General features: G+C 67.8%; 5 protein-coding genes. 1 reads left to right on the forward strand and 4 read right to left on the reverse strand.

Going from position 1 to position 5514, the window contains the following annotated elements:
* From Q1J95_RS13960 to Q1J95_RS13975, 4 genes are all read right to left on the reverse strand, one after another.
* Nucleotides 1-1176 (reverse strand): ATP-binding cassette domain-containing protein (locus Q1J95_RS13960; protein WP_300268598.1); only part of this gene is annotated, 1176 nt, incomplete at its 3' end.
* A complete protein-coding gene (locus tag Q1J95_RS13965; RefSeq protein ID WP_300268601.1) occupies nucleotides 1173-1985 on the reverse strand; it encodes an ABC transporter permease in 813 nt (270 codons plus the stop codon). The genes Q1J95_RS13965 and Q1J95_RS13960, both read right to left, overlap by 4 nt.
* Nucleotides 1982-2950 carry an ABC transporter permease gene (locus tag Q1J95_RS13970; protein ID WP_300268604.1) on the reverse strand — a complete coding sequence of 323 codons (969 nt, stop codon included), beginning with the start codon at nucleotides 2948-2950 and terminating at the stop codon, nucleotides 1982-1984. Before Q1J95_RS13970 ends, Q1J95_RS13965 begins: the two co-directional genes overlap by 4 nt.
* Before the next feature lie 7 nt (nucleotides 2951-2957).
* On the reverse strand, nucleotides 2958-4577 hold the full coding sequence (locus Q1J95_RS13975; RefSeq protein WP_300268606.1) for an ABC transporter substrate-binding protein: 1620 nt from the start codon (nucleotides 4575-4577) through the stop codon (nucleotides 2958-2960).
* Nucleotides 4578-4749: 172 nt separating this feature from the next.
* Between Q1J95_RS13975 and Q1J95_RS13980 the strand changes: the two genes are divergently transcribed.
* Nucleotides 4750-5514: class I tRNA ligase family protein (locus Q1J95_RS13980; RefSeq protein WP_300268608.1), on the forward strand; the 765-nt coding region annotated here is incomplete at its 3' end.

Consider the following 5514-nt stretch of genomic DNA (forward strand, 5'->3'; position numbering starts at 1 on the left):
AAGCCGCGGGTCGAGCTCGACTTCGGCCAGCAGCTCGGCGACGCGGGCGGCCCGCTGCACCCGTGGCACCTGCCCCGCGGCGAGCGCTTCCCGCAGCGATCGGCCGATCGTCCACCGCGGGTCGAAGGCGCCCAATGGGTTCTGGTGCACGAGCTGCACCCGGTAGGCGCGGCCGTGTTCCGTGCTCGCCCACCGCAGGTCACCGGCATCCGGCTTCTCGACGCCGACGATCATGCGTGCGAGTGTCGTCTTTCCCGACCCGGACTCCCCCACGATTCCCAGTGTCTGCCCCTCCAAGAGGGTGAACGAGGCATCGGTGACGGCGGGCACGCCGGCGAAAGACTTCGAGACGCCGATTCCGGTGAGTACGGCGTCGCCGACTCTTCGCTTCGACGGGCTCAGCGACCGGCGGCGCGGTTCGTGAGCAGTCGCCGCGATCAGTTCGCGTGTGTACTCCTCTTCGGGGGCATCCAGCACAGCGGACACCGTGCCCTGCTCGATCACGCGTCCTGCGCGCATGACGAGCACACGGTCAGCGACCCGGCGCACGGCGGCGAAGTCGTGGCTGATGAAGACGACAGCGGTTCCGGCATCCGCGATGTCGCGCAGCAGAGCCAGCACGCGGGCCTGCACGGTGGCATCCAGCGCGGTCGTCGGCTCGTCGGCGACGAGCACGGCGGGTTCCCCCGCGAGCGCGGAGGCGATCAGGGCGCGTTGACGCAGGCCACCGGAGAGTTCGTGCGGGTACTGTTCCGCCCGGGTGGCCGGGTCGGGCACCACGACGGATTCCAGCAGCTCCAGGGCCCGTTCCTGCCGCGCAGCGCGAGACAGACGCGTGTGGATCGCGAGGGGTTCGGCGACCTCCGCGCCGATCCTCCGCAGCGGGTCGAGGGAGACGAGGGCATCTTGCGAGACGAGTCCGATGCGGGCGCCGCGCACCCGGCGCCACTGAGCCTGGGTGAACCGTCGCGCATCCACCCCGTCCACCGTGAGCGCCGAGGTACGCACTGTGCCGGGAGCGAGCCCGAGCAGCGCAGACGCTGTCAGCGACTTGCCAGCGCCTGATTCCCCGACGATGGCGACGCATTCGCCCGGCGCGACATCGAACGACACGCCGTCGACGAGAATCCGTCCGCCGATCGCGATCGACAGCTCCCGTACCGACAGCGCACTCATGACGCCCTCCCCTCGGCTCGCGCGCGAAGCGTGCGTCCGACGATGGTCGCTGCTACGACGGTGAGAGTGATCGCGACACCAGGGAAGACGGCGATCCACCAGGCCGAGCCCAGCACGTTGCGACCACCGGCGAGCATGAGCCCCCATTCCGGAACGGGCTCGGTGGGTCCGAGCCCCAAAAAGCTGAGCCCGGCGATGGCGAGGATGCTCGATCCGATGCCGATCGTGGCGAGTACGCTGAGCGTTCCGAGCACACCGGGAACCACATGCCGGGTGAAGGCGCGAACCGGCGGCACCCCGAGGATGCGCGCGGCTTCAACATGCTCGGCGAGCACGAGCGTCCGCGTCTGCACACGGGCGAGGCGCACATACACGGGCACGGCGGCGAGGGTCACGGCGATGGCGACGTTGACGGGCCCGGGTCCGAGGATCGCGACGACCACGAGGGCGACGAGAAACTCGGGGAACGCCATGAGCACGTCGTTGATGCGCATCGCGGCGGCATCCACCATACGCGGCGCGATACCCGAGAGCGACCCGACCACGAGGCCGACGACCAACGCGAACAGCGTCGCCATGAGGCCGATCCCCACTGATCGGCCGGCGCCGTGCACGACGCGCGAGAACACGTCGCGCCCGCTCTGGTCGGTGCCGAACCAGTGCTCAGCGCTCGGCGGTTCGAGAGCCGAGCGAACATCGGTCTGCAGCGGGTCGGCCGGGGCGATCAGAGCGGGCAGTAACGCCATCGCTGCGACAATCGCGAGCACCACCAGCGCGGCGACCATGAGAATCCGACGGGACGCGCTCACCGGCGCACCTCCCCGACAGCGAGGCGCGGGGCAATGCTCGTGGCGGTGCGCTGGCGAGGATCAAGCAGCGGATGCAGCAGCTCGACGATCGTGTTGACCACGACGAACACCAGCGCGCTCAGCAGGATGATCCCGGTGATCACCGGCAGATCGCGGTCGGTGATCGCCGCCAACGTCACCCGCCCGAGCCCAGGTCGGGCGAACACCGTCTCGACCAGCACGGCACCTCCGAGGAGGGATCCGACCAGGTACGCCGTCAGTGTCAGTGCCCCCGCCGCACCGTGCCGCAGGGTGTGGTGTGCGGTGAGCCGCACCGGGCCCGCCCCACGTGCACGCACCGTGGTGGCGAACCGCTGGCTTTCGGCGGCTTCTATGCCATCACGCAGAACCGGCCCGAGCAGGGCAGCGACCGGCAGCGCCAGCGTGATGGCGGGCAGCACGATCGTGGCAGGGTTTCGCGTGCCCGAGACGGGGAACCAGCCGAGGCCGAAGGCGAACACGGTCAGCAACAGAATGCCGATCCAGAACACGGGCGACGACAGCACCACCAGTTCGATGCCGACCACGACGCCGCGTCCCACGCGCCCGCGCACGAACAGCGCGACAGCGAGCGCCAGGACGACGGCGATCACCAGAGCAAGCGCCGTGAGCTGCAGTGTGGAGCCAAGTTGACGACCGATGACCTCGGTCACCGGCATCCGCAGCTGATACGACTGGCCGAGGTCTCCCCGCACGAGTTGGCCGATGAACGACACGTACTGCTCCAGCGGCGGCCGGTCGAGTCCGAGCTCAGCCCGCATGCCGTCTTTGACCGCTTCGCTCACCTGGGCCTGCGGCCCCAGCATCACCGATACGGGGTCGCCGGGAATCACACGGAACGCCAGGAACGCCAACGTCGCGGCGCCCCAGAGGACGATGACGACGGATGCCGCGAGCGAGGCAGCCCGGATCAGAAGCGGTTTCACAACGGGATCAGCCGACCGAGACCTCATAGAACAGCGGGCGACCGTACAGGTCGTACTCGAGACCGTCGATCGTGTCAGCCGACGCGGTGATCGACGACGGGCTGTACAGCGGCACGATCGCGGTGTACTCGGCGTTCCACTGCTGCAACTGGGTGTAGACCGCGTTGCGAGCCTCCGCGTCGGTGGTCGCGACCCCCTCTTCAAGCAGAGCGTCGATCTCGGGGTCAGAGACCTGCGACGCGTTCTGGAAGCCATCGGTGTGCAGGTGGCTGCGCAGCAGGTCAGCATCGACGCCGGAGAAGCCCCAGTCGGTCAGGTCGAACGTCTTCGGACCGTACTGTTCGTTGTACGCACCGGGCTCGAGCACTTCGCGCTTGACCTCGAAGCCGATCTCGGCGAGATCGGACTGGATCGCGTTGCCGAGCGCGGCCTTGTCGTCAGGAACCGGGGTCCAGGCGATCCAGCGCACCGACAGCCGCTCACCGTCTTTCATGCGGATGCCGTCGCTGTCGCGCTCGGTCCACCCTGCGTCGTCGAGCAGGGCGTTCGCGGCGTCCGGATCGTACGGCCACGTGCCCTCCAGCGTCGCATCGTAGTCGGGCGTCGTGGCGCCGAGGATGCTCCATGCACGCGGGAACTGCCCGAAGAAGATCTCTTCCACCGCCGCGTCGATGTCGATGCCACGGGCGAATGCCTGCCGCACCTTCTCGTCGGCGAAGACACCGTACTTCTCGTTCAGGTACAGCGAGTAGGGCAGGCCCGGGTACTCGACCGAGTCGACGGTCAGGCTCTCGGGCAGCTTCTCGGCGAGGTTCGGCGGGATGTTGCTGGCGAGGTCTGCCTCGCCGCTCTCGATGACGCCGGTGCGCACCGACGCCTCGGGCAGGATCTCGACGCGCAGCGTCTCGAACTGCGCTGGCTCCTCGCCCTTCGGGCCCCACGTGTAGTCGGGGTTTCGCGTGTAGACGAGTTCTTGGTCGGGGGTGTACTCGGTGAGCTCGAACGCACCGGTGCCGACGTTGATGCCGGGGCCACCAGCTTTGAGCTGATCAGCCGAGCTCTCCAGGACCGCGGGTGAGTAGAAACCGAGGTTCGTGGTGCTCGCAGCCTGCAGGAACGGCGCGTACGGCTGCGTGAACGCCACCTCGACCGTGTACTCGTCGATGACGGTCGTGCCCTCGTAGAAGTCGGCGCCGAGCATGCTCGCTGCCTGTGCGGAGGCTGTCTCGGGGTCGACGATGCGGTCGAAGTTCGCCTTCACGGCATCCGCGTTGAACGGCTCGCCGTCGTGGAAGGTGACATCGTCGCGCAGCTCGAACGTGTAGGTCGTCGCGTCATCGGAGACCTCCCAGTCTGTCGCCAGCCACGGTGAGAACGACCCGTCCGCCTCCTGGAAGACCAGCGAGTCCAAGACGGCGCGCTGCACCATGCCCGAGACGTCGAGCTGGCTGGTCTGCGGGTCCATGTGGCCGGCCGCGAGGTTCGCTCCCTCGATCGCCCAGACGATCTCGCCGCCCCCGTCCGCGGAGTCGCCCCCTGACGAGCCAGCACAGGCGCTGAGCGCCAGAGCGGATGCCGCGGCGATCGCGGTGATGGGCAGAATACGACGCACGGATGATGTGGGCATGCGAGTCCTCAGGAAAGATGAAGGGGGGGTCGGTTCAGTCTATCGACAGTTGTTGGACACGATCGATTTTTGGCGTGCCCACGGCGACGCACACATCGTTAGACTGGATCGCACATCCCACACACTCAGGCACGTACACACCGTGCCGCATACATCGCGCAAGGAGACCGTCATGGCCATGTCAACACCGAACCGGATTCCCGACAAGCCCGTCCTCGAAGGTCTCGAAGCGAAGTGGGACGGCGTCTGGGCCGAACAGGGCACCTACCTGTTCGATCGTGTCCGTGCAGCAGAGCTCGGCCGCGCCGGCGTCTACTCGATCGACACGCCCCCACCCACGGCATCCGGGTCGCTGCACATCGGGCACGTGTTCTCGTACACCCACACCGATGTCAAGGCACGCTACGAGCGCATGCGCGGCAAGAACGTCTTCTACCCGATCGGCTGGGACGACAACGGCCTGCCCACCGAGCGCCGCGTGCAGAACTATTACGGCGTGCGCGTCGATGTGACCCTCCCCTACGACCCTGATTTCACCCCGCCGTTCGAGGGCAACGCGAAGAGTCTGAAGGCCGCTGACCAGCAGCCCGTCAGCCGCCGCAACTTCATCGAGCTGTGCGAGAAGCTCACGGTCGAAGACGAGAAGCAGTTCGAAGACGTCTTCCGCCAGCTGGGTCTCAGCGTCGACTGGACGCAGACCTACCGCACGATCTCCGACGACACGATCCGCCAGAGCCAGCTCGGTTTCATCCGCAACCACGAGCGCGGCGAGGCGTACCAGGCGCTCGCGCCGACGCTGTGGGATGTCGACTTCCGGTCGGCGATCGCGCAGGCCGAGCTCGAGGATCGCGAACAGCAGGCCGCCTACCACCGCATCGCGTTCCACAAGGCCGACGGCTCGGGCGACATTCACATCGAGACGACGCGCCCCGAGCTG

The sequence above is a fragment of the Microbacterium sp. genome (genome assembly GCF_029263575.1).
Classification (GTDB): Bacteria; Actinomycetota; Actinomycetes; order Actinomycetales; family Microbacteriaceae; genus Microbacterium.